Origin of the sequence: Exiguobacterium alkaliphilum (genome assembly GCF_018138125.1) — a bacterium.
Lineage (GTDB): Bacteria > Bacillota > Bacilli > Exiguobacteriales > Exiguobacteriaceae > Exiguobacterium > Exiguobacterium alkaliphilum.
This window is the reverse complement of the sequence record NZ_CP073101.1, coordinates 1,141,614-1,162,815: the sequence shown is the minus strand read 5'-3', so window position 1 is coordinate 1,162,815 and position 21,202 is coordinate 1,141,614. Positions and strand designations below refer to the sequence as shown.

Below are 21,202 nucleotides of genomic sequence, written 5' to 3'. Positions count from 1 at the left end.
TTTGGGACGCGTCTCTCCGTCAATAGCCGATATAAGGACCTGGGTCGACCGCGTTCGGTTGCCCCGGGGCCCATTCGCCACGGTGAAGTTCGAAATGTAAGTGCGGCCCCGTCGACCAGCCCGTGTTGCCGAGCGTTCCGACCGTCTGGCCGGCCGCGATCGTCTGGCCCGGTGTGACCGTGATCGAGTCGAGATGGCCGTACACCGTCGTCCACACTTGGCCGCCTAACACGTGCGAGACGAAGACGACGTTGCCGTAGCCCGTCGCCGGCGCCGCCTTGATGACGATGCCGGGTGCCGCCGCCACGATGGGCGTGCCGGTCGCGTTGACGATGTCGATGCCGCGATGCGACTCTGGCGCCCCGGTGAGCGGGTTCGCCCTCGGGCCGAACCGGCTCGAGACGTACCCGGAGACGGGACGGACGAACGTCGACACAGGTTGCGTCACGTTCTCAGCCGCTTCGACTGGCGGAACCGGTGGCGCGACAGGTGCTGGGCCCGGCGACGACTCCGTCTTCGCTTTCGCCTCGGCTTCTTGGCGTGCTCGCGCCTCTGCATCTGCCTTCGCTTGGGCGTCCGCCTTCGCCTGTGCCTCGGCTGCTGCTTTCGCTTCCGCTTGTCGTCTCGCTTCCGCTTCGGCCGCCTCGCGTTCGGCGGTTGCAATCGCCTCGAGCTGACCGGCGATGATGCGGCGCTGTTCGTCCATGAGCGCCTGTTCTTCCTCGCGCGTCATCTGTTCGAGCTCGAGTAGCTCGACTTGTTCGTTTAGTTCGGAAAGGAGCGACTGCTTCTCCTCGGCTGCACGGTCGAGCGCCTGCTTCGTGATGACGAGTTCACGCTCTTTTTGTTTGACGAACGACAGCTGGGTCCGTTGCGTCGTCTCGAGCGACTCGAGCCGCTCGACTTCTTCCATGAAGCTATGTATGAGGTCCCGGTCCTGCTCCGCGATCGACTGCGCCGTCATGAGACGCGTGACGAAATCCCCGAACGTGCGGGATTCGAAGATGACTTGGAGATAGGACCGGTCCTCGTTTACTTGAAGCACACGAAGACGCTCACTGAGGAGCGCCTTCTGGCCTTGGAGGTACTGCTCTTGGGCAGCGAGTTGGCGGCGTGTCGTCTCGAGCTCGGTGCGGGCCGCGTCGGCTTCAGCCTGCTGGACGGCAATCTGTTCACTGAGGCTATCGAGCCGTTCGTTGACGGCCTTCACCTCGGTCAAGACCGCGTCACGCTCCGCCTCGGTGATGTCGAGCTCGGCGTCCGTCTCGGCTTGCGCTTTCTTGGATGCCTCTAGCTGTTTGGATAGACGATCTTGTCGTTCCCGTAACGTCTCTTTCTCCGTCGCCATGACCGGCGCGGCAAGTAACGTCATACATAACCCAAGCGCAAGCGAACGTTTCATCCGCCAACTCCCCCTTATCTAAGTTAGACTTTCAAGAATCGACCGAGCGATGTCGTCGATCCCCAGATCCCGATGAACGCCCCGAGTGCCAACAAGACGAGTGACACTTGCGTCGTGAGCGTCGATGGATCAATCAACTTAAATATATCACCATTCAATTGATCTAGCGATGGTTGTAAAGCACTATATGCGACATCGTAGCCGAAGTAGACGACGGCGATCGGGATGAGCGCGCCGAGCACACCGAGGAGGAGTCCTTCGATGAAGAACGGCCAGCGGATGAAGCTGTTTTTCGCCCCGACGAGACGCATGATCTCAATCTCGCGGCGACGCGAGAAGATCGTCATCTTGATCGTGTTCGAGATGAGGAACATCGCCATGAGCGTGAGCCCGACGATCAATACGAGTCCGCCGATGCGAATCCCGTTGAAGAACGCGAACATCTTGTCGATATAGTCCTGTCCGTATGTGACTCTATCGACGTTCTCAAGCGACTGCACCGCCTCGGCGACTTGTTCGGTCTCGAGCGGGTCTGACGCCTTGACGATGTAACGGTCGTGGAGCGGGTTGTCCTTCTCGACCGCACCGTATGCGTTCGCGTCTTCCCCTAACTGGTTGCGGAAGTTCTCGAGCTCATCGTCTTTCGAGCTGAACGTGACTTCGGCGACACCGGGAATCTGTTCGATGTTTTGTCCGAGCTGTTCGACGTTCGCCTCTTCGGCGGTCCGTGTGACGAACACTTGAATCTCGACGTCGTTCTCGACGTTTTGTGAGATCTCGTTGACGTTGAACATGACGAGCGCGAAAATCCCGACGAGTAACAATGTGATGGTGACGGCACTGATGGCCGCAAACGTCATCCACCCGTTGCGAAGTGTTCCTTTGAACCCTTCCCGTAAGTGGCGGAGTCCACTTTTAAATATCATAGCCATACGCTCCTTTCTCTTCATCGCGGACGACTTTCCCGTTCTCAATCGCGATGACGCGATGGCGAATCTTATCGACGATGTCACGGTTGTGTGTCGCCATGACGATCGTCGCACCGCGGCGGTGAATCTCTTCAAATACTTCCATGATGCCCCACGCCGTGTCCGGGTCTAAGTTCCCGGTCGGCTCATCGGCGATGATGAGCTTCGGCTTGTTGACGATCGCGCGGGCGATCGAGACGCGCTGCTGTTCCCCACCCGACAGTTCGTCCGGATAGTTGCGGGCCTTGTTTTTGAGCCCGACGAGGTTCAACACGTCCATCACTTGCTTGCGCATCGTATTCGTGTCGGCTTGGACGACCTCGAGGGCGAAGGCGACGTTCTCGTACACGGTGAGCGACGGCAACAACTTAAAATCTTGGAAGATGACGCCGAGTTGGCGGCGAAGTTTCGGCACGTGGCGATTCTTCAGCTTGCCGACATCGATGCCGTCAATCAACAATTGACCGCTCGACGGCTTCTCCTCCCGATAAATCATTTTCATAAACGTCGATTTCCCGGCGCCGGATGGTCCGACGACGTAGAGGAACTCGCCGTCTTGGATTTCTATGTCGAGATCATCGACGGCGACGACGCCGTTCGGATATACTTTACTGACTTTTTGCATCGAAATCATAACGTATTCCCTACCCTTTTTAAATATTTTTCATGCATCTATGACGAAGTTTCATTGTTTTAGTAACTGTATATTTTTCGTCTAGCCTCTGTTCTACAGGAAACAGAACGTGCTGTCAAGGCACGTTGCTCGTACCCACGCCCTAGTCAATTAGACCGAAGACAGGACAAGGAGCGCTACCATTATATCAATCGGTTTTTTAAAACACCATTACAGGAGTGTTTCAGTTGGAGGGCGCACGGTGGGAAATTGTCACATCGAATGCTTACTTCACGCATTCGTCATATTTACTGAAATCGCGGTTCAAAAAAGGCGTCCTGTAATGAGGACGCCTTCCGATTTTACTCAGGGGGTTGGTCTTTCAACGCATCGAACGGCGACCGCTTTTTCTTTCGGTACTTGATGTGGATCGTCGGCGATTCGTACTCGTCCGAGGCGCGGATGTCCTTACTCGACACACGCATGAACGACCAGGCGAGCAGTAGCATGATGAAGATGAGCGGGAACCCACCGACGATACTCGCCGTCTGGAGCGTGTCGAGTCCCCCGAGGAACATGAGGGTAAGCGGCATGATACAGAGCGCGAACGCCCAGAACAAACGATTCCAAGCCGCCGGCTCCCCTTCGACATACTTTTGTGTCACCGATGCCAAAATATATGAGGATGAATCAAACGTCGTCGCGAGGAAGATGATGGCGAGGAACGTGAACACGGCGACGACGACCTTGCCGAACGGTAGTTGTCCGATGATGGCGATAATCGTCGCAGCCGGTCCGTACGTATCCATATAACCGATGACATCGAACGCGCCGCTCAAGTGGAGATAAAGCCCGAAATTCCCAAGAATTCCGAAGAAGAGGATACAACCGAACGTGCCGTACACCATCGTCCCGATGATCATCCCGCGAATCGTCCGACCGCGTGAGATGCGGGCGACGAACAGTCCGACGAACGGCGCATAGACGAGCCACCACGCCCAGTAGAACACGGTCCATGCTTCCGGGAAGCCAGTCTCGGTGAATCCGCCGAGGTTCCCGAACGGTTCCATCCACGTCGCCATCTTGAAGAAGTTGTCGAGCAGGATGCCGACGGCGTTGAACGTCGTCTCGAGGATGAAGCGCGTCGGCCCGAGGATGAGGACGAAGGCGAGAATCGAGAGCGACAGCCAAATGTTCAAGTCACTGAGCACTTTGATGCCGCGCTTTAACCCGACGTACGAGCTGACGGCGAAGATGACCGTACAGACGAGCATGATGACCGCCTGCATGCCGAGCGTCACCGGGATGCCGGTGATTTCGTTCACTCCTTCGGCGATCATCGGCGTGCCGAGGGCGAGCGTCGTCCCCGCCCCGCCGAGCAGGCCGAAGATGAACAAGATGTCAATCAGCTTCCCGACCGGACCGTCCGCCCATTTGCCGATGACAGGCCGGACCGCCTCGCTCACTTTGAGTACGGACTTGCGCCGGACGTAAAAGAAGTATGCAATCGGGAGCGCCGGGAGCGTATAGATCGCCCAGGCGATCGGACCCCAGTGGAACATCCCGTACGCCGTCGCCCACTGGATGGCCTCGGTCGATTCCGGTTCGACGCCGAACGGAGGCCCTTGATAGTAGTACACCCACTCGATGACCGACCAATACAGGATACTCGAGCCGATCCCGGCCGCGAACAGCATCGCCGCCCACGAGAACGTGCTGAACTCCGGCTCCTCGTCTTCGCGCCCGAGCTTGACGTGGCCGTTCTTGCTGAAGGCGACAAAAATCAAAAACCCGAACGCGCCGAGTCCCATCGCCAAGTACAGCATGCCGAAGTTTTGCGTCATGAACGTGTTCGCGGCCCCGACCCATGTCCTGCCCGTCTCCGGGAACAAGACGAGCGGTAGCGTTACCGCGAGCAATAGACAGAACGCGCCGATGAACGTGGGCCAATCAATCAATTTCGTTTTCAATGTACCCCACCCCTTGAAGTTGTTATTCTTTTTTACCAACATTTTATCGCGACGAAACAAAAAACCACGGGTCGCCCCGTGGTCTCCGTATTATTTCTTCTCAGCGAGCCAAGCCGACACGGCTGCGATCTCGTCGTCATCTTGGATGACGTTCGCAGGCATATTTCCTTGACCGTTTCGAATGATTCCTTCGATGTCTTCAGCCGACAAGCGTGCCCCGACGTCTGTCAATGCCGGACCGCTCATCCCTTCTAAGTTCGCGCCGTGACAAGCCGCACAGTTTTGCGCGTATACCGCTTCCGCGTCAATCGAGCCTGTCGTCGTCCCCGAATCGTTGCCTGACGTGTCTTCCTCATCGCCGCCACCGCACGCACCGAGCGTGAGCATGGCGCCGAGGCCGATGGCCATCATCCACTTCTTCATATAGGGTTCCCCTCCTAAGTTGTAGAAATAACCTACAATTACCATTATAGCCGTTCTGAAGCGCTTTCTAACCTAATCTCATGAAAAGTACACAAAGATTACACATCTTACGGCACGTTGATGTAGCGTTTGTCCGACGTGAACCCTTGCCCCATTACCTCGTGCGCCTCGCTGAAGACGAGGAACGCGTCGGGGTCGATGCGACGGATGATTTCCTTCAACCGGCTCACCTCATTCTGCCGGACGACGACGAGGAGCATCGGTCGGTCGAGTCGCGAGTAGGCCCCAATCGCCTGAATCTCGGTCGCCCCGCGGTCGAGCTCGTCGAAGACGGCCCGCGTGATGACGTCACGCTTCTCCGAGATGACGTACGCCATCTTGTCTTGCGTGAAGCCGAGCTGGACGAAGTCGATCATCTTGATCGTGATGAACAGCGCGATGAGCGCATACAGTCCCGTCGTGAACGAGAACGTCACCGCCGCGACGAGGACGACCGCCCCGTCGAGGATGGCGATACACAGATAGAGCGGGATGTGCGTGAACTTATGTAGGATCTGCGCGATCAAGTCCATCCCGCCCGTCGAGGCGCGCCCCCGGAAGATGAGGCCGAGGCCAATCCCGACGCCCGCCCCGCCGAACACGGCCGCGAGCAACGTATCGTTCACTGCGGCACCGGCGTCAATCAACTCATAGAACAAGATCACGCCCGGCAAGAAGATCGAGCCGACGAGCGACTTGACGCCGAAGCCGAGCCCGAGGATCATCCAGCCGATGACGAGGAGGAGCACGTTCGCCACGAGCTGGAACGCCCCCGGCGAGATGCCGAACAGCTCGTACGTGATGATCGAGATCCCGCTGACGCCGCCCGAGGCGAGGTTGTTCGGGAGTAGAAACAAGCTGAACGCCGAGGCGACGAAGACGGACCCGGTCAGTAAATACATATAGTCTTTGACGATTTGCTTCATTAAAGGTTTTCTCCTCTACATACAACGTGGCCCAAAGACATCGGTCTTTGAGCCACATGCATCACATATTTGTCTTGCGGAGGTACGCGTCGATGAAGCCCATGATGTCCCCATCCATGACGCCGCCCGTGTTCCCGACTTCATAGCTCGTCCGGTGGTCTTTGACCATCGCGTACGGGTGGAAGACGTACGAACGGATTTGGCTACCCCAGCCGATGTCCGTCTTCTCGCCGCGAATCTCGTCGAGCTTACGTTGCTGCTCGTCGAGCTCGCGTTGATAAAGTTTCGCCTTGAGCATCTTCATCGCCGACTCACGGTTCTTGATCTGTGAGCGCTCGGTCTGACACGAGACGACGACACCCGTCGGCACGTGCGTAATCCGGACGGCCGAGTCGGTCGTGTTGATGTGCTGACCGCCGGCGCCTGACGCGCGGTACGTGTCGATGCGGAGGTCTTCGGTCTTCACGTCGACTTCGATGTCGTCATCGAACTCCGGCATGATGTCACATGAGACGAATGACGTGTGACGGCGTCCTGACGAGTCGAACGGCGAGATACGCACCAACCGGTGAATCCCTTTCTCCGCTTTCAAATACCCGTACGCATTGTGCCCGACGATGCGGAGCGTGACCGACTTGACGCCGGCCTCCTCGCCCGGAAGGTAGTCGACCGTCTCGACTTTCCAACCCTGCTTGTCGGCGAAACGCTGATACATGCGAAGGAGCATCGATGCCCAGTCTTGTGACTCGGTCCCGCCGGCCCCAGGGTGAAGCTCGAGGATGGCGTTGTTCGCGTCATACGGCCCGTTCAAGAGGATTTCGAGCTCAAACTCGTCGAATTGACCTTTCAGCTCCGTCACCATCTCGGCGAGCTCTTGTTGCATCTCGGCGTCCGGCTCTTCCTTGATGAGTTCGAGCGTCACTTCGCCGTCCTCATGTCCGTCGGCGAGCGCCTGATATTTGTCGACCATCGCTTTCAAGCCGTTCGATTCGTCGATGACTTTTTGCGCCTTCTCTTGGCTGTCCCAGAAGTCCGGGTACGTCATCTCGTTCTCGAGCTCGGCGATACGTGCCTGCTTCTCCGTCAAGTTGAGGGAAGCCTTATAGTTGTCGAGGCGTTTGGCCATCGCCTCGAGTTCGTTCCGAATATCTGAAATTTCCATAGTGTGTATCACCTTTCCGTAGGAAAGAGGCGAGCAGGCTCGCCTCTTAAAAAATCAAGCTTGTTGTTTACCGTGGCAGTTCTTGAACTTCTTGCCCGATCCGCACCAGCACGGGTCGTTGCGGCCAAGACGTTGGTCTTCGGTGCGACGGACCGGCTTCTTCTTCACCGGGGCGTCGTCCTTGCCAGAGACGGCCACTTCTTCTTCGACGACTTTCTCACGACGGAGGTTGTCGCCGACCTCGGCGCGAAGGACGAATCCGGTCACTTCTTCCGAGATGGCCGCGTTCATCGCGTCGAACATGTTGATCCCTTCCGCCTGATACTCGCGGAGCGGGTCGTTCTGACCGTAGGCGCGCAAGTGAATCCCTTGGCGGAGCTGGTCCATATGGTCGATGTGCGACATCCAGTGCGAGTCGACGGCACGGAGGACGATGATCTTCTCGAACTCGTTGAACCGCTCTGGCGGCGCGAGTTGACGTTTCGCCTCGTACTGCGCGTTCGTGCGCTCGAGAAGAAGTTCGGTGATCTCTTCGCGTTCCTTGCCGAAGAAGTCTTTCCCTTCGACCGAATTCTCGAGCGCGAGCGTCTGGTTCGCCCAGTGCGCGAGCTCGTCGATGTTCCATTCTTCCGGCACGAGCTCGAGCGGCGTATACTGCGCCACGCCGGCCTCGACCGTGTCTTGCATCATCGAACGGACGATGTCAGACACCGACTCGTTCTCGAGGATGCTGGCCCGGTCCTTATACATGACCTTCCGTTGGTCGGCCATGACGTTATCGTAACCGAGGAGCTGTTTCCGCGCGTCGTAGTTGTTCCCTTCGACTCGTTTTTGGGCCGACTCGACGGCTTTCGAGACCATGCGGCTCTCGATCGGTTGCGTGTCGTCCATCCCGAGACGCTCCATCATGCTCTGGAGGCTGTCGGTACCGAAACGGCGCATCAGTTCGTCTTCGAGCGACAAGTAGAACTGAGATTTACCCGGGTCCCCTTGACGGCCGGCCCGACCACGGAGCTGGTTGTCGATCCGGCGTGACTCGTGACGTTCCGTCCCGATGATATACAAACCACCGAGATCGATGACGCCTTCGCCGAGCTTGATGTCGGTTCCGCGTCCGGCCATGTTCGTCGCGATCGTGACCGCGCCCTTTTGACCGGCGTTCTCGATGATTTCGGCCTCGCGGGCGTGGTTCTTCGCGTTCAACACTTCATGCTTAATCTTTTTCTTCGACAAGAGCTTGCTCAAGTATTCAGACGTCTCGACCGCGACCGTCCCGACGAGCACCGGTTGGCCTGTCGCGTGCGCTGCCGTGATTTCTTCGACGACCGCCTTGAACTTGCCTTCCATCGACTTGAAGATGAGGTCGGAGCTATCCTGACGGAGAATCGGTTTGTTCGTCGGGATCGTCACGACCTGCATGTTGTAGATGTTCCGGAACTCTTCTTCCTCCGTCTTCGCCGTACCGGTCATCCCGGCGAGCTTCTCATACATGCGGAAGTAGTTCTGGTACGTGATCGTCGCGAGCGTCATCGATTCGCGTTGAATCTCGACGCCTTCTTTCGCCTCGATCGCCTGGTGCAACCCTTCCGAGTAGCGGCGTCCGTCCATGACCCGGCCCGTGAACTGGTCGATGATCATGACTTGGCCGTCACGGATCATATAGTCGACATCGTGGTGCATGACCGCGTTCGCACGGAGGGCGAGGCCGACGTGGTGGTTGACCGAAACGTGGTCAATCGCGAACAAGTTGTCGATGCCGAAGAACTTCTCGGCGAGGTCGACCCCTTTGTCCGTGAGGAGGACCGATTTCGTCTTCACGTCGACCGTGTAGTCGTCCTCGACTTTCAGTGTGCGGACGAACGCATCGGCGCGCGTGTAGAGCTCGGTCGACTTCTGGGCCGATCCCGAGATGATGAGCGGAGTACGCGCCTCATCGACGAGAATCGAGTCGACTTCATCGACGATCGTGAAGTAAAGTTCGCGCTGGACGCGGTCTTCTTTATAAAGGACCATGTTGTCGCGCAAATAGTCGAACCCGAGCTCGTTGTTCGTCGAGTACGTGATGTCGCAGTTGTATGCCGCCTGCTTCTCTTCGCGTCCCATGTTCGAGACGTTCAAGCCGACCGAGAGGCCGAGCGCGAAGTAGAGCGGTTCCATCAACTCTTTGTCACGACGGGCCAAATATTCGTTGACCGTGACGACGTGGACGCCGCGGCCCGTGAGCGCGTTCAAGTAAACCGGGAGCGTCGCGACGAGCGTCTTCCCTTCCCCGGTCTTCATCTCGGAGATGTCGCCGTTATGGAGCACGTATCCCCCGATGAGCTGGACGCGGTAGTGACGCATGCCGAGCACGCGCTCCGACGCCTCGCGGCAGACCGCGAACGCTTCCGGGAGGATGTCGTCGAGCGTCTCGCCCTTCGCGAGACGGCCGCGGAACTCTTCAGACTTCGCCTGCAACTGTTCGTCAGACAACGCTTTGATCGGTTCAGCAAACGACTCGACGAGGTCGGCCGCTTTCTCTGCTTTTTTCAATATCCGTTTCTGTGGAGCAAATAAATCTTTCAAAAAGTTCGCCATACTCATATCTCCTCAGCATTCCTATAAAATGCATGTTTTTTCCCTAATGTACAGTTTAACCGAAGTGACCCGTGCTTTCAAGGAAAGGCAAAACGAAACGGCCCCCCGTCGAGGGAGGCCGTGTGATAGTCGAGTTAAGATTATTCTGGTTCAATCAAGCCGTATTTGCCGTCTTTCCGACGGTAGACGACGTTCGTGTTGCCCGTCTCGGCGTCTGAGAAGACGAAGAAACTGTGGCCGAGCATATCCATCTGGAGGATCGCTTCTTCTGTGTCCATCGGCTTGAGCGTGAAACGCTTCGTCCGCACGAGTTCGAGCTCTGACTCTTCATCGTCATACACTGCCACGTCCTCCGGGCCTTCGAGCGCTTTGAAGTACTCGCCGATCCCGCCTTCTTTGGCGCGTCCTTTACGGTTGAGTTTCGTTTTGTGTTTACGGATTTGACGCTCCAACTTGTCGACGACAAGGTCGATCGCCGCGTACATATCGAGGTTCGTCTCTTCAGCACGAAGCAACAAGTTCGGCATCGGAATCGTGACTTCTACTTTTTGCTTTTCATTGTACACTTTCAAGTTGACGTAAGCCGTCTGTGCATCCGTAGGAGTTGTGAAATACCGAGTCAACTTCTCCAGCTTCTTCTCGACATAGTCTTGGATGGCTGGTGTGACTTCAATGTTTTCGCCGCGAATGTTATAAATCATCTGAACTCCTCCTTAAAATAACCGCTTGACCCAATGATTCGTCGCATGTGACGGAATCTCCTGCTTCATTTCTGAAAAGAAAGTGGAACCAGGTGGCTCATATTTAGTATACCCCGAATTCGTTTGCATTGAAAACGTTATCATCAGAAAATAATGACAATTTTGTTCCAAATGATCCGTCTCGCCGCTGAATCGGTTGGTATAAAGGTTTGTACCCGTTCCACAGATTTTTAAACGCGAAATTGACGAGTCAGACGTTATGTGAGAAAAACAAAAAAGCCGGCTCTACGCGAGAGCCGGCTCAGTTTGAAATTATAATTTTACAACGTTAGCCGCTTGTGGGCCACGCTCGCCATCAACGATTTCAAACTCTACCTCTTGACCTTCGTCAAGTGATTTGTAGCCGTCAGTTTGGATTGCTGAGAAGTGTACGAACACGTCTTTGCCGCCTTCTACTTCGATGAATCCAAAACCTTTTTCTGAGTTAAACCATTTTACTTTACCTACCATGTGTAAATCCATTCCTTTCACCATTGAAGAATACAGAGGCTTTCCCTCTACCGGTAATCTTACCACCTTATGGATGGCGTGACAAACACTTTCTCAATATTTTGCAAACGATTTACTTTTTGGCTTACATTGGAATTATATTTCCCTACTTTTCATATTGTCATATTGAGTTTACATTTTTTGTGATATATCATGGAAGAGATGATTTAGGTTTGTGCCGCTAACATTTAGCCGATCCTGAAAATCCAATATGAGGAGGATGGTGCAGCGTATGCGCCCCTACTATTCCGACGAAAAATATCGCATCACGAAACGAACCGTGGCGATTTTGCCTTGCTTCGACATGATGAAGCAGTCGCAAATCATTCTCGAGGATGGCACGGACATCTCGACCCCGCTCAGGCCGTATCAGTTGCTGCAGCTCTCTTGCCGCCAGTATAACAGCTCGATCGAGGAACGGATCTTCATCGCCAAGCGCGTCGCCGGCGTCAAAGGGAAAGTGCCCGTCGTCATCGAACCGACGAGCGGTCTCGTCTTCTTCCCGACGAAATCACCGAAGCGCGAGGACTGCGAATGGTACGCCTGGTCCCACGTCCGTGAAATCGCCACAGTCGAAGGGAACCCGAACGGCATCATCGTCACGACCGACGGCCGCCGGATTCAGACGAACGCGACCGCGTACGTCTTGAAGAATCAAATCAAAGCGACGGGAGAACTCGTCGCCCGGTTCCAACAACTGAACATGAGCCCTGTGCTCGAATCTTGACCTGCCTTCCGTCATGTGACGGGAGGTTTTTTCTTATCTAATTTGCTTCACTTTTTTAAAAAGAGGTCGATATATTGGTCGAGGTGACAACTATGCAAATCCAAGCCCAACCGCTCGCCCTCGTGCAAGCGAGCGCCGGCATCCAGACGAACCGGGTCTATAAGGCCGAACTCGTCAAACAGACCGGCCCCGATACGGCCATCGTCAAAATCAACGGCGAAGAAGTCGAGCTCACGTTCAAGGACGGCATGCCGAAGACGAACCCGTTCCACGTGACGCTCGCCGACCAAGACGGCACGCTCCTCGCGACGGTCGTCCCGGCAAAAGAAGAAGCGGAACCGGCCAGTCAGCCGGCGAAGCTCGAATCAAAAATTCAGACACTCCTCGCCGCGCTCCCGCCCGAAGTGCGGAGCGCCGTCAGCCGCCTGCTCCAGACGGCGATGAAAGGCGACCTGCGCGACGCGATCCTTCTATTGAAGACGGTCGACACCCCGGACGTCCCCCGAGACGTCCAGAACGCGATCGCCGCGTCGACGCTCTCCGAGGCGAGAGAGCGAATCAAGCCGCCCGCCCCTGACGCGCCGTACCCGCAGAAAGAACGCTTCGTCGAGCTCGTCAACTTGTCCCGTCCTGTGAGCGAACGCATGACGCCGACGCCCGAGACGGTCGACCGCATCATCCGCGACGTCCCGGCGCCACAGAAAGCTGTCGAGCCGCTTCACGTTCCGGTGAACCGCCAACAATTTGATACGGTGACGCTCCCGTCCGGACGACAAGTCGTCGTCAAGGAAGTGACGAACCATCTCGCGACCGTGACGAACACGTTCCGGAACGAACAGGCGACCGTGACGAAACAGCTCGGCCAAGTCGCCGCGCTCGTCGAGACGAGTCCGCACACGGCCCGCCCCGCCCTCGAGACGGTGTCGACCCGGCTGACGCAGCTCATCCAGAAGACCGACGCCTTGTTACATACGGACGCGACGCAAGAGAAAGCGCTCGTCTCGATGACGGCGAAACTCGATGTCGCGCTCGGGCTGCTTTCGACGAAGCCTGCCGAGAGCGCCGCCCTCATCAAAGAAGTGCGCGCTGCGTTGAATGACTTCCGGTACGTGCCGAACCACGTCCGGCTCGAATATATCCCGCATCAAGCGAGCCGCGCTGGCGAGATCGCAAAAATACCGCCGTTCAAGCTTGACCAACAGCTATCAGGCCGCGTCATACAAGAGACGGCGCAGCGTGTCCAAGCGTCTGGTCTCTCTGTCAAAGCGGATGCGACGAACCCAGAGGCGGTGCGTCTCGCCTCGTTCTTCCAAGTCCAACAGACGCTCAACCGGCTCGATGGCGGTCAGTTGCATCAGCTCCTCCTCGCCTTGCCGGCGAAAGTGCAAGAGATCGACACCGGCATCCACGTCCACATCCAAAACCGGGAAGCCGGCGACGTCGTCGACTGGGAGAACAGCGTCCTCTACATCCGGCTCGAGACGCCACGGCTCGGTGAGATCGCCGTCAAGCTCGAGGCGATCGACCGGAATCTGCGCCTGACGCTCGAACACGACGACAAGCGCGTCGAGACGCTCGCCCGCCCGCTCCTCGGGAAGATCGAGACGTCTTTGGAGGCGATCGGCTATAAGAGCGTGACGACGCAGTTCCGCCCATTGACGAAGACCGAGAAAGTCGAAGCCGAGCCGGTGACAACCCCGACGACCGGTTACGACTTCAAGATTTAGGAGGCCGACATGTATCAACGCATGGATTTGACGAAACGAAAGACGGCCGCCGTCGTCCGTTACGACGAGTCGACGGACCGGGCACCGGTCATCGTCGCCCGCGGGACGGGTGCCGTCGCCGATAAAATTTTAGATGAGGCAAGAGCGCGCGGCGTCGCCATCGAGCATGACCACTCGCTCCTTGGCCACCTGCTCGACCTCGACCTCGGCGACGCCATCCCGCCCGAGCTGTATGACGTCATGGCCGAAGTATTGTTGTTGATAGAAGAACTCGACTCACTCAAAGGAGAATCAGGATGAACCCGAACCGACTGTATGAGATGAGCGCCGAAGAGCTGACGCAAGCGATGCTCCACGCCCTCACCTACCATTATGACCTCGCGCTCACGGCGACGATCGCCGAGCGCAACCGCCACCTCCGGCAGGCGCGCGAGCTGCTCGCGAAACTACACCAAGGCCTCCACGACAACGGCGGCATCATCTCCGCCCAGCTCGATGAGATTTACTTGTATATGGCGAAGTCGAGCCTCGAGGCGCTGATCGAACAAGACTTATCGAAGATCGAGGAGCTGCGCGCCCTCGCCACCGACCTCGACAAGACGTGGGGCGAGGCGATGCAACGCGCCAAACTCGCACCGCAACCGATCGGAGGGAACCGCTATGAAAATTACCAATAACGTACAAGCCTTAAAAGCATACACGTCGCTCTCGCTCAATCAGGCGTCGATGAAGAAGACGATGGACCGGCTCTCAAGCGGCGTCCGCATCAACAAGGCGTCCGATGACGCGGCCGGGCTCGCCATCTCCGAGAAGATGCGCATGCGCCTCGACTCGTTGTCGATGGCCGAGCGCAACACGCTCGACGGCATCTCGCTCACGCAGACGCTCGAGGGCGGCATGAACGAGACGCACGCCCTCCTCCAACGGATGCGCGAGTTGTCGGTACAGGCGTCGAACGGGACGCTCAGCGGCGACGACGCGAAAGCGATTCAAGAAGAGATCACTGCCCTCACTGAAGAAGTGACGCGCATCGCCGAGACGACCGAGTTCAACTCGAAGAAGATCATGAACGGCGAGTACACGCAAGGCGCAAAGGAGCTGTTCTTCCAAGTCGGGGCCGGGAGCCGTGAAGCCGTCATCTTGAACGTCGCCGACATGCGCGCGAGCGCGCTCGGCATCGACGGACTCAGCGTGTTGACGGCATACGACGCCGGGGACGCCATCGCCAAGTTCGACGCCGCCATCAACGCCGTCTCGCTCGAGCGCTCGAAGCTCGGCGCCATCCAGAACCGGCTCGAGGCGAACGTCAGCGTCGTCACGATCGGTTCAGAGAACTTGACGGCGTCCGAGTCGCGCATCCGTGACGCCGACATGGCCCGTGAGATGATGGACTTCGCCCGCCTGAACATCTTGAACCAGTCCGGCATGGCGATGATCGCCCAGTCGAACGCCCTGCCGCAAGGCGTGTTACAATTATTGAACTAACTTAAGGAAGGACGGATCCTTATGGACATTCGTCGCATCATGGAGACGCAGTCGCTCCTCGGCGCAGGTAAGGCAAAGAAGCCTGAAGTCGAACCCGGTGTCTCATTCTCGAACGTCATCGGACAGAAACGAGAAGACCGCGAGCACGAGCGCTTCCAGCGCCAAATCGCGGCCATCCACGAACAAGGCGAGCTCCTCGCCGAGAGTCAGACGGTCGAGTCGCTCGCTGAATATAAACAACTGATTAAAGACTTTATGAAAGACGCCGTTGACGCGGCACTCCGTCTCGAGGACAAGCGCGGCTTCAACCGCCGCGGCCGGGCCAAGATTTATAAGATCGTCGAACAGGTCGACCAGAAGCTGCTCGCGTTGACGGACCAGGTCATCTCGGGCGAGGCGTCCCGCCTGTCGCTGCTTGACCAGGTCGGTGAGATTCGCGGGTTGCTCGTCAACGTGTACGTGTGAGGTGACTTATGGCTGAACATCTGTTTTCAAAGAAAGTGAAATGCCCGTATTGCTTAAAAGAGAGCACGACGCCGCGCGTCTTGTCGCGCCACATCCGCCCGCAAGAAGTCGCGAAGGACGGCTATACGACGTATGACGGCGAGAATCCGTACTTGTACGAACCCGCCGTCTGCAGTCACTGCCACCTCGTCTTCCATGATTCGTTTGATAAGGTGCGGAAGAACAACCGCGAGGCGCTCGAGACCGAGTACTTCCCGCGCGTGAACGCCGACGTCTTGGCCGGTGACCGGACGCCGGAGCACGTCATCACGCTGTACAAGTTCGCCGTCATGACGGCCCAATTGAGCGGGCAGAAACCGTCCGTCGTCGCCATGCTCGGCATGCGCCTCGTCTGGATGTATCGGTTGACGGGCGATGCGAAGGCGGAACGTGAATGGATGAAGCGGACGCTCGACAAATATAACGAAGTACAAGAAACCTACACCGATCAAGTCCGGACCGGCCTCCCGTACGACCAGCTCATGCTGCGGATCGCGGACCTTTCGGCCGCGCTCGGATTTTATGAAGAAGCACGGCGCTGGTACGGGATCCTTCTCGGCAGCAAGGAAGTGTCGGAGCGGATTCGGAACCAAGCCCGGGACCATTGGGAAGATTTTCGATTGGAACACGCCTAAAGGGAGAGCCGCAGCTCTCCCTTTTCGCATACAAAAAACCGCGCTCATCCACTCACAGACAAACGCGGTCGGTTCTCTTTACGGGTGAACCCCTAAACCGAAAGGAGATAGACGCGACATGACTCACGTCAAAACCTAAACGAGGCATCCAAGAACCGATCGCGCGGTGGCGTCTTGCACGGTTCATTTCTATTATAAGTTGGAATTTGCTATTTTACTATTATTTTTTATGCGATTGAGATTAGGGTATGCTTATTAGGAATCCAAAGGAGGTCATTGTATGTTTGAAGCCCGCTATATTGAAACGGTACGTTCGATTTTTCAGGAACAAAAGCAACTCGCCGAGGACGCCTTGAATCAAGTGAACGACGAGGACCTGCATCGTGTGCTTGCAAAAGACACCCTCTCGCTCGCCGTCATCGTGCAGCACATCTCGAATAATATGAAATCTAGATGGACCGACTTCTTGTCGACGGACGGCGAGAAGCCGGACCGCAACCGCGACGCCGAGTTTGAGGACCAGCAGTTGTCCCGCGAGGAGCTCATGGCGACGTGGGACGCGCGCTGGGAGCTGTTGGACGACGTGCTCGCGAGCCTCACACCAGAAGACCTCGGCAAGACGGTCTTCATTCTTGGTGAGGAGAAGAGCGTCATCTGGGCGATCGAGAAGCAAGTGTCACACTACAGCTATCACGTCGGGCAAATCGTCTTTCTCGCAAAAGTATTCGCTGGTGAGAACTGGAACGTGTTGACGATCCCGTTGCCGCATCAACGATAAGGAGAGCGCATCCGTGTGGATGCACTCTCTTTATTTTGTCACGTCGATTTTATACTCGTAGCGGCCTTCGGCAATCTGCTCATAGTTCGCATCGAACGGCCCGTCGACGATGAAGCGGACTTCCGTCAACTCCTCGGGCATCGCCTCAACGAAGAACAGCACGTTCCCTTCCTTCTTCACTTTCCCGAGGAATTCGCCGCCGACGTCGTCGGAGTGCCAGAGGTCGGCCGTCACTTGTTCACCCGTATTCGTCACGAGCGTCGCCTGGTTCGGGTGGAAGCTGACCGTGTCGTCAATCGTGTTCTCGACGATGACGTTCATCGCGACGACCGTCACCGCCTCTTTCCCATCGAATAGTTCACGGTACGCCTCTGCGACCGTTAGTCGTGACGTCTGGACTTTATCGATGGCGAACTGAATCGAACCGATCGCCTCGTTGACGTCGAGCGCCTTATTCTTCATGTAGATCTGGTTTGAGCCGAGCTCGCTCTCTTGCACGTCCGCCTCTTCTTTTGGTTCAGCCGTCTGTTGTTCCGTTTCAGCTGCCACGACTTCCTCCGTGTCGGTCGCCGTCGTCTTCAGTTCGTCGGTTTCTCCGCATCCGACAAGTAGTGCCAAAGGCAACGCGAGCACCAATCCGTATCGTTTCATCTTCATCAAAAATCTCTCCTTTTCGTGTGGGTGGTGGTTGATAAGATGAGCATACGGGATTGTCTAGTCTGACCGGTGCAAGAAAAAGTTCAAGGTTCGTGCCCTGAACAAATAAAAGTCAAGGTCATGAATCTGACCTTGACTTCGGCTGCGTTATCCTCTTGATTTCAAATCCTCTTCTTCATACGGGTCGGGTCCGTCCTCGACCGGCGCGTCATCCTCGACGTACGCCTCGAGCTTCGGGTCGCGTTCCACGTATTCATCGTACGCTCCTTCTGGACCGTAGACGAAGTAACGACGTTTCTTGGCTGACTCGGGCTTCACTTTTTTCTCACTCATCTCGTTTCCCTCCTCATTCCAGAAAAGAAGCAACGGGTATAGTGGTATTTACCCGATTTTACCCGATAACAGACGTGTTTGCATCTGTCTCGAAAATCGATGAAACTTCTGAGCGGTCGTTTGCGTAGAATAGACCACTACATAAGCGGAAGGATGGGTTCGATGGATTTATTCAAGAAGGGCTTAAAGCGCGGGACGCTTCTATTGGCAGCGTCAGGCGTGCTCGCCCTTTACAACGTATTAACCGGTGACACGGAAAGCGTCCGTCTCACTTTGACGTACGGCGGCCTCGGGTTCTTCCTCGGCGTGACGAGCGTCATCTACGAAGTGAGGGCGTGGTCGTTCCCGAAACAGATTTTCATCCACTGGGCCGTCATGCATGTGACGATTTTACCGCTCGTCTTTCTGTCGGGACTCGTCCCCGTCAACTCCGTTCAAGACTTCGGTCGCTTATACGTGAACTTCAACGTGAGCGGGCTCATCTTGTTCGGCGTGACGCACTTCGCCTCTCGAGTACGGCGTCAATTGAAAACCCAATGAACAGCAAATAGCTCGAAGGCGCGCCTTCGAGCTGTTTTACGTTTGTTGGTCGAATAGTCCCGAGAAGTTCGAGTCGACGTCCTCGTACGGGTCGACGTACGTCTTGACGGCTTTCCGTTCTTGCCGGGCCGTCCCGAGCGTCATGCCGAGCCGTTGATGCTCGGCCTCAATCAAGCGGGCAATCTGTTGACTGTCATCGACGAGTTGCCGGATGACGGTCTGGTCGGCTGCTTTTAGATCCGGTCCGTGCGCGGCGAGCAGTTGCTCACGGTCATCGAGCAGTTCATGGATCTGGTCCATCCACGTGTCGTACGTCGGCTCTTCCGGTACTTGCGCGAGCAGGTCCTTCAGCCGTTGCGTCTTTAAGATAATCTCGTCGATCGGTCTCATGCTTGCTTCGCGAGTTTCATCGCTTCCTTCCACGTGTCGCGGAGTTCGGTCGTGAAATCGAGCACCTCGTCAAGGATCATCGTATCGTTCTTCACGTTCGCGTCCAAAAGGCGGCGCCAAATGTACTCGTAGAGCGAGTCAAGATTCGCCGAGATGGCGATGTCTTTATTGAGCGTCAAGCGCATCTCTTGGAAGATGGCTTGTGCTTTTTGGATGTTCGTGTTCTTCAAATCCGGGTTCCCTTGCTCGATGGCGAGTTTGGCGAGGCGCGTGAACTTGAGCGCCCCGTCATACAACATGAGCGTCAGTTCTTGCGGGTTCGCGGTCGTGACCGCGTTGTTTTGATAAGCTGCATATGGATTGGCTACCATGTTTATTTCCTCCTCTTACATTCCGCCGCCTAAAAACTGTTGCAGTGAGGCGGCTTGCGAGTTCGCCTGGTTCATCGCCGTCTCCATCGCCGCGAAGCGACGGTAGTAGGCGTTCTCTTTATCGACGAGCAGTGCGTTCAATCGTTGGATGCGGGTATCGATTTGTGTCATCTCGCGACCCATCGAATACGTCGGGGCACCGGCCCCGTCCGCCCCGGCAATCCGGGTGATGTTTGACCGTGATGCGGCCGCCGCATCACGTATTTGTGGGAGCAGTCCGCTCTCCGCGTTCGTGAACAGCTGATACACTTGCTCCGGGTCTTTCTCGATGGCGGCTTTGAGCTTCTCTTCGTTCAGCTCGATCTTTCCGCCGTTCATGAAGTCAGCACCGGTCGAAAGACCGATTTGGAACAGTTGTCGCATGTCGACGTCGTTCGTCGCCGAACTCGTGCCCGACCATTTGCCACGGAACGAGTCCATCGCGCTACGTAAAATCGTGTCGCCTTTGAGCATCCCGCTCATCGCTTTCTCTTCCCACTTCTTGATCTCATCTTCAGACAGTTCGTCACGTTGGGCTTTCGTGAGCGGTGCGAACGAGCGGAACCGTTCTTCACGCACTTTCTTATTCATCAAGTCGATCGTCTCGTTGTACTTGTCGACGAAGCCTTTGATGTTGTCGAAGATCTTTTGGGTGTCGGTCGCGGCCGAGAGGGTGACAGGTCCGGCTGTCGGATTATCCGGTGTCGGGAACCTCGACTTCAACGTGAGCGTCATGTTGTCGATCGTGACAGTATTTGTCGCGCGTTCTACATCAATCCCGTTCACTTTGAATTGAGCGTTTTGACCGACATGGTTCGTCTCACCTATCGCGAAGGCTGATTTGAATCCTAAATCAAAGTCGAGCGTCGCGGTTGCGCCCGTATCTTTTGTCGACAGTGAGATTTTCCCCGTCGATGACTCGAAGAAGGCGGATAAGCCCGTTTCTTTTTCATTTAATTTCGATACGAGTTCTTGCACAGTCGCATTTGCACCGAGCTCAATTTTCTTGTATGTGCCAGTAGTGGATGACTTATATTGAATCTCAAAGCCGGTGCCGGAAATGAACTCCGCCGACACACCTTGAGGGATGACACCGTCAGGGTAAGCAGTCGTATTTGTTGCAGTAAGTTTTCCCGTCGACGCGTCATAACTAAAATCGGTTGGATTAAGCGTTTGTCCGGCAGCGTTTTTCAGTGTGACATTCGTGAAGTCTAAATCTTTCGGCAACGTCATCTCCGTTCCGGCCGTCTCTTGGATGACTCGCTTTTGACCAGCCACAAAACCACTCATATCCGAAAGTTTTGTTGCGCCTGTCAAGGTAGCACCATTCTTGTCGGTCGCACTTAGAATCGTTGTCGCCGATGTCGCGAGTTGCGTCACCGAGTCGATCCGGAGTGCGCTATTGCCGCTAGACGGCCCGGCCGTCACGCTGATTTTTGAGGCGTCCGACGAACTTGCCGTCTTCGCATAGAAGTTCCGGCTGAACATTAAGTCGACGGCACTGTTACGGAGTGACATGAGCGAGCGGTTAATCTCACGGTACGCGTCACGCTTCCACTCTGTCACTTGTTTCTTTTGTTCGAGCTTGTCGACTGGGACACGCTCGACTTGCATCAATTGTTTAATGATTGTATCGGTATCGATTCCACTGGCGAGTCCGCCGAATCGGATCGGTGATGTCATGGT

24 protein-coding genes are annotated in these 21,202 nt (G+C 56.2%); 9 read left to right on the top strand and 15 right to left on the bottom strand.

Annotation, left to right across the window (positions count from 1 at the left end; genetic code table 11):
- Nucleotides 1–19: 19 nt before the first annotated feature.
- The 10 genes from KB235_RS06085 to cspD form a co-directional block, all read right to left on the bottom strand.
- Nucleotides 20–1,402, bottom strand: coding sequence for a murein hydrolase activator EnvC family protein (locus KB235_RS06085; RefSeq protein ID WP_211780751.1), 1,383 nt, complete (start codon nt 1,400–1,402; stop codon nt 20–22).
- 23 nt (nt 1,403–1,425) lie between these two features.
- Nucleotides 1,426–2,328, bottom strand: a complete 903-nt coding sequence (gene ftsX, locus KB235_RS06080; protein ID WP_211780750.1) for a permease-like cell division protein FtsX — start codon at nt 2,326–2,328, stop codon at nt 1,426–1,428.
- Nucleotides 2,318–3,004, bottom strand: coding sequence for a cell division ATP-binding protein FtsE (gene ftsE / locus KB235_RS06075; protein WP_034806846.1), 687 nt, complete (start codon nt 3,002–3,004; stop codon nt 2,318–2,320). Before ftsE ends, ftsX begins: the two co-directional genes overlap by 11 nt.
- A 341-nt stretch (nt 3,005–3,345) precedes the next feature.
- Nucleotides 3,346–4,953 (bottom strand): BCCT family transporter, encoded by a 1,608-nt coding sequence (locus tag KB235_RS06070; RefSeq protein ID WP_211780749.1) that lies wholly within the window; start codon nt 4,951–4,953, stop codon nt 3,346–3,348.
- Nucleotides 4,954–5,043: 90 nt separating this feature from the next.
- Nucleotides 5,044–5,376 carry a cytochrome c551 gene (gene cccB / locus KB235_RS06065; protein WP_211780748.1) on the bottom strand — a complete coding sequence of 111 codons (333 nt, stop codon included), beginning with the start codon at nt 5,374–5,376 and terminating at the stop codon, nt 5,044–5,046.
- A gap of 107 nt (nt 5,377–5,483) precedes the next feature.
- Entirely contained in the window at nt 5,484–6,341 is an 858-nt protein-coding gene (locus KB235_RS06060; RefSeq protein ID WP_034803916.1) for a YitT family protein, read from the bottom strand.
- 61 nt (nt 6,342–6,402) lie between these two features.
- Nucleotides 6,403–7,503 (bottom strand): peptide chain release factor 2, encoded by a 1,101-nt coding sequence (gene prfB / locus KB235_RS06055; protein ID WP_034803918.1) that lies wholly within the window; start codon nt 7,501–7,503, stop codon nt 6,403–6,405.
- Nucleotides 7,504–7,557: 54 nt separating this feature from the next.
- Complete coding sequence (gene secA, locus KB235_RS06050; RefSeq protein WP_034815988.1) at nt 7,558–10,080, bottom strand: preprotein translocase subunit SecA; 2,523 nt, start codon at nt 10,078–10,080, stop codon at nt 7,558–7,560.
- 140 nt (nt 10,081–10,220) lie between these two features.
- Nucleotides 10,221–10,781, bottom strand: a complete 561-nt coding sequence (hpf, locus tag KB235_RS06045) for a ribosome hibernation-promoting factor, HPF/YfiA family (protein ID WP_034803921.1) — start codon at nt 10,779–10,781, stop codon at nt 10,221–10,223.
- 312 nt (nt 10,782–11,093) lie between these two features.
- Nucleotides 11,094–11,291, bottom strand: coding sequence for a cold-shock protein CspD (gene cspD / locus KB235_RS06040; protein WP_024370455.1), 198 nt, complete (start codon nt 11,289–11,291; stop codon nt 11,094–11,096).
- A 259-nt stretch (nt 11,292–11,550) separates the two neighbouring features.
- Here cspD and KB235_RS06035 point away from each other — a divergent pair, with 259 nt between their 5' ends.
- The 8 genes from KB235_RS06035 (at nt 11,551) to KB235_RS06000 (ending at nt 17,186) form a co-directional block, all read left to right on the top strand.
- The gene (locus tag KB235_RS06035) at nt 11,551–12,057 is read left to right on the top strand and encodes a competence protein ComK (protein WP_245175480.1); all 507 of its coding nucleotides are present in this window, start codon (nt 11,551–11,553) and stop codon (nt 12,055–12,057) included.
- Nucleotides 12,058–12,149: 92 nt separating this feature from the next.
- Complete coding sequence (locus tag KB235_RS06030; RefSeq protein WP_246514371.1) at nt 12,150–13,784, top strand: hypothetical protein; 1,635 nt, start codon at nt 12,150–12,152, stop codon at nt 13,782–13,784.
- 9 nt (nt 13,785–13,793) lie between these two features.
- Nucleotides 13,794–14,084, top strand: a complete 291-nt coding sequence (locus KB235_RS06025) for an EscU/YscU/HrcU family type III secretion system export apparatus switch protein (protein WP_211780746.1) — start codon at nt 13,794–13,796, stop codon at nt 14,082–14,084.
- Entirely contained in the window at nt 14,081–14,461 is a 381-nt protein-coding gene (locus KB235_RS06020) for a flagellar protein FliS (RefSeq protein ID WP_211780745.1), read from the top strand. The genes KB235_RS06025 and KB235_RS06020 overlap by 4 nt, the downstream gene beginning before the upstream one ends.
- Complete coding sequence (locus KB235_RS06015; RefSeq protein ID WP_211780744.1) at nt 14,445–15,269, top strand: flagellin N-terminal helical domain-containing protein; 825 nt, start codon at nt 14,445–14,447, stop codon at nt 15,267–15,269. Before KB235_RS06020 ends, KB235_RS06015 begins: the two co-directional genes overlap by 17 nt.
- A gap of 21 nt (nt 15,270–15,290) precedes the next feature.
- The gene (locus tag KB235_RS06010; protein ID WP_211780743.1) at nt 15,291–15,734 is read left to right on the top strand and encodes a YaaR family protein; all 444 of its coding nucleotides are present in this window, start codon (nt 15,291–15,293) and stop codon (nt 15,732–15,734) included.
- Between the two features lie 8 nt (nt 15,735–15,742).
- Nucleotides 15,743–16,408, top strand: a complete 666-nt coding sequence (locus tag KB235_RS06005) for a DUF2225 domain-containing protein (RefSeq protein WP_211780742.1) — start codon at nt 15,743–15,745, stop codon at nt 16,406–16,408.
- 280 nt (nt 16,409–16,688) lie between these two features.
- On the top strand, nt 16,689–17,186 hold the full coding sequence (locus tag KB235_RS06000) for a DUF1572 family protein (RefSeq protein ID WP_211780741.1): 498 nt from the start codon (nt 16,689–16,691) through the stop codon (nt 17,184–17,186).
- 30 nt (nt 17,187–17,216) lie between these two features.
- Here KB235_RS06000 and KB235_RS05995 read toward each other — a convergent pair whose 3' ends face one another.
- Complete coding sequence (locus KB235_RS05995; RefSeq protein WP_211780740.1) at nt 17,217–17,843, bottom strand: DUF4352 domain-containing protein; 627 nt, start codon at nt 17,841–17,843, stop codon at nt 17,217–17,219.
- A gap of 147 nt (nt 17,844–17,990) precedes the next feature.
- On the bottom strand, nt 17,991–18,176 hold the full coding sequence (locus KB235_RS05990) for a hypothetical protein (RefSeq protein ID WP_029334567.1): 186 nt from the start codon (nt 18,174–18,176) through the stop codon (nt 17,991–17,993).
- Between the two features lie 162 nt (nt 18,177–18,338).
- Between KB235_RS05990 and KB235_RS05985 the strand changes: the two genes are divergently transcribed.
- Complete coding sequence (locus KB235_RS05985) at nt 18,339–18,716, top strand: DUF3021 family protein (protein WP_211780739.1); 378 nt, start codon at nt 18,339–18,341, stop codon at nt 18,714–18,716.
- Nucleotides 18,717–18,752: 36 nt separating this feature from the next.
- Here the strand turns inward: KB235_RS05985 and KB235_RS05980 are convergent, their stop codons facing one another.
- The 3 genes from KB235_RS05980 to fliD are packed head-to-tail and all read right to left on the bottom strand — an operon-like array spanning nt 18,753 to nt 21,199.
- The gene (locus KB235_RS05980; RefSeq protein ID WP_211780738.1) at nt 18,753–19,106 is read right to left on the bottom strand and encodes a flagellar protein FliT; all 354 of its coding nucleotides are present in this window, start codon (nt 19,104–19,106) and stop codon (nt 18,753–18,755) included.
- Nucleotides 19,103–19,477, bottom strand: coding sequence for a flagellar export chaperone FliS (fliS, locus tag KB235_RS05975; protein ID WP_211780737.1), 375 nt, complete (start codon nt 19,475–19,477; stop codon nt 19,103–19,105). The genes KB235_RS05980 and fliS overlap by 4 nt, the downstream gene beginning before the upstream one ends.
- Nucleotides 19,478–19,492: 15 nt before the next feature.
- Complete coding sequence (gene fliD, locus KB235_RS05970; RefSeq protein WP_211780736.1) at nt 19,493–21,199, bottom strand: flagellar filament capping protein FliD; 1,707 nt, start codon at nt 21,197–21,199, stop codon at nt 19,493–19,495.
- Between the last annotated feature and the right edge of the window lie 3 nt (nt 21,200–21,202).

Coding starts and splice junctions, on each gene's coding strand:
- KB235_RS06085 (WP_211780751.1), bottom strand. CDS start 1,402: ATGAAACGTTCGCTTGCGCTTGGGTTATGTATGACGTTACTTGCCGCG.
- ftsX (WP_211780750.1), bottom strand. CDS start 2,328: ATGATATTTAAAAGTGGACTCCGCCACTTACGGGAAGGGTTCAAAGGA.
- ftsE (WP_034806846.1), bottom strand. CDS start 3,004: ATGATTTCGATGCAAAAAGTCAGTAAAGTATATCCGAACGGCGTCGTC.
- cccB (WP_211780748.1), bottom strand. CDS start 5,376: ATGAAGAAGTGGATGATGGCCATCGGCCTCGGCGCCATGCTCACGCTC.
- KB235_RS06060 (WP_034803916.1), bottom strand. CDS start 6,341: ATGAAGCAAATCGTCAAAGACTATATGTATTTACTGACCGGGTCCGTC.
- prfB (WP_034803918.1), bottom strand. CDS start 7,503: ATGGAAATTTCAGATATTCGGAACGAACTCGAGGCGATGGCCAAACGC.
- secA (WP_034815988.1), bottom strand. CDS start 10,080: ATGGCGAACTTTTTGAAAGATTTATTTGCTCCACAGAAACGGATATTG.
- hpf (WP_034803921.1), bottom strand. CDS start 10,781: ATGATTTATAACATTCGCGGCGAAAACATTGAAGTCACACCAGCCATC.
- cspD (WP_024370455.1), bottom strand. CDS start 11,291: ATGGTAGGTAAAGTAAAATGGTTTAACTCAGAAAAAGGTTTTGGATTC.
- KB235_RS06035 (WP_245175480.1), top strand. CDS start 11,551: ATGGTGCAGCGTATGCGCCCCTACTATTCCGACGAAAAATATCGCATC.
- KB235_RS06030 (WP_246514371.1), top strand. CDS start 12,150: ATGCAAATCCAAGCCCAACCGCTCGCCCTCGTGCAAGCGAGCGCCGGC.
- KB235_RS06025 (WP_211780746.1), top strand. CDS start 13,794: ATGTATCAACGCATGGATTTGACGAAACGAAAGACGGCCGCCGTCGTC.
- KB235_RS06020 (WP_211780745.1), top strand. CDS start 14,081: ATGAACCCGAACCGACTGTATGAGATGAGCGCCGAAGAGCTGACGCAA.
- KB235_RS06015 (WP_211780744.1), top strand. CDS start 14,445: ATGAAAATTACCAATAACGTACAAGCCTTAAAAGCATACACGTCGCTC.
- KB235_RS06010 (WP_211780743.1), top strand. CDS start 15,291: ATGGACATTCGTCGCATCATGGAGACGCAGTCGCTCCTCGGCGCAGGT.
- KB235_RS06005 (WP_211780742.1), top strand. CDS start 15,743: ATGGCTGAACATCTGTTTTCAAAGAAAGTGAAATGCCCGTATTGCTTA.
- KB235_RS06000 (WP_211780741.1), top strand. CDS start 16,689: ATGTTTGAAGCCCGCTATATTGAAACGGTACGTTCGATTTTTCAGGAA.
- KB235_RS05995 (WP_211780740.1), bottom strand. CDS start 17,843: ATGAAGATGAAACGATACGGATTGGTGCTCGCGTTGCCTTTGGCACTA.
- KB235_RS05990 (WP_029334567.1), bottom strand. CDS start 18,176: ATGAGTGAGAAAAAAGTGAAGCCCGAGTCAGCCAAGAAACGTCGTTAC.
- KB235_RS05985 (WP_211780739.1), top strand. CDS start 18,339: ATGGATTTATTCAAGAAGGGCTTAAAGCGCGGGACGCTTCTATTGGCA.
- KB235_RS05980 (WP_211780738.1), bottom strand. CDS start 19,106: ATGAGACCGATCGACGAGATTATCTTAAAGACGCAACGGCTGAAGGAC.
- fliS (WP_211780737.1), bottom strand. CDS start 19,477: ATGGTAGCCAATCCATATGCAGCTTATCAAAACAACGCGGTCACGACC.
- fliD (WP_211780736.1), bottom strand. CDS start 21,199: ATGACATCACCGATCCGATTCGGCGGACTCGCCAGTGGAATCGATACC.